Source organism: Acetobacterium sp. K1/6, assembly GCF_034438075.1.
GTDB lineage: Bacteria > Bacillota > Clostridia > Eubacteriales > Eubacteriaceae > Acetobacterium > Acetobacterium carbinolicum.
The window spans coordinates 1-1,613 of sequence record NZ_JAXQGA010000067.1; the positions used below are offsets into that span (position 1 = coordinate 1).

Below are 1,613 nucleotides of genomic sequence, written 5' to 3' on the forward strand. Positions count from 1 at the left end.
TGAATATTTCACGGTAATGATACCAACGATATTCAATTGGATACCGGTAGCACACACATTGATACCGTGGACGATTCACAAATCAATACTGGCTATTCATGGAATGATACTGCTGCCTTATAATGTATATCAGGGAATAAATATCCAATATTCCTTAATACATTATAAAGGAGGACATAAATATGTCCAGAAAAATTGCCGTGAAGCTCATTATGGAATTGCGTGCTAATGGGCTTTCGCAATCATCAATCGCACGCAGCCGACACATGTCAAAAACTTCTGTTAATGAAGTTTTCCGTATTGCTGAAGAACAGCATCTTTCTTATGATGAGATCAAAGACCGGTCTTCAGACGAAGTCTATCATCTGTTCTTTCCGCATAAACATGCTGAAGAAACCGTTTATGCGCTGCCGGATTATGACTATGTTCATAATGAGTTGACCAAAGTGGGCGTCACCCTCAAAATTCTCTGGCAAGAGTATCGGGATCAATGCACTGCCACGTCACATCTCAACGTTGGTTATACGAAATTCTGTAATGGTTATCGCGATGAAGTGGCGCGTAAAAAGCTAACCAATCATCTGACCCATAAGCCGGGTGTGATCGCCGAAGTTGACTGGAGTGGCAAAACCCAAAAGCTGATTGACCAGGTGACCGGTGATGAGATAAAAGTTTATCTCTTTGTTGGCACCTTGCCTTACAGCCAGTATACCTATGTTGAACCATGTTTAGATATGAAACAAAATACCTGGCTCAATTGTCATGTGCACATGTATGAATACTTTGGTGGTTCAACGGTTCGCACGGTTTGTGATAATCTCAAGACGGGTGTTGTTACGCATCCCAGGGAAGGTGACATCATTCTCACTGAAGCTTATGAAGCTTTGGGTGATCACTATTGCACGGCTATTATGCCCGCCCCGGTGCGAAAACCAAAAGCAAAGGCTTCGGTTGAAGGCAGCGTTGGTAAACTCGCCACGGCGGTGATTGCCAAACTTCGAAATAATGTCTACTACACCCTTGCCGACTTGAGAGTCGATGTCCTGGCGGCTCTCAAAGTGTTTAATGACCGGCCTTTCCAGAAACGGCAAGGCAGTCGTACTGAAATCCACGACACCATTGAGCGCACCTGTTTGAGACCATTACCGGTGCATCCCTATGAGCCAGTTACCTGGTTTTACAACAATAAAATCTATTCGGATTGTCATATCGTTTTTGAAAAGAATCATTATTCCTGTCCTTATCAGTTTGCGGGTAAAAAAGCCGATTTACGTGTCGGTGATTCATTTATTGAGATTTATTGCCACAATGAGCGGATTGCCAGTCATCATCGTTTCCCATACTATACCATTGATGGTTGGTCGACTCATGATGAAGATTTGCCTGAAAGTTTTAAACAGGCGGAATGGAATCAGGAACGTTTTATGAAAGAAGCACAGAGCATCGGTGCTTCAACTTTGGCGGTGATTCAGCTGATTTTCGAAAATACCCGGCTCCCGGAAAGAGCTTTTAATCCGTCAAAGTCGGTACTGAAACTGGCTAAAAAATATTCGGCGGTACGGCTTGAAAATGCCTGCGAAATGGCCCTCAAAACGCTTCGTTCGCCGAGATAC

Annotated in this window: 1 protein-coding gene; it reads left to right on the plus strand. The window is 43.6% G+C overall.

Annotated features, from left to right (window positions below):
• Positions 1-182 precede the first annotated feature (182 nt).
• Positions 183-1,613 (plus strand): IS21 family transposase (istA, locus tag U2P91_RS17870; RefSeq protein ID WP_322520097.1); only part of this gene is annotated, 1,431 nt, incomplete at its 3' end.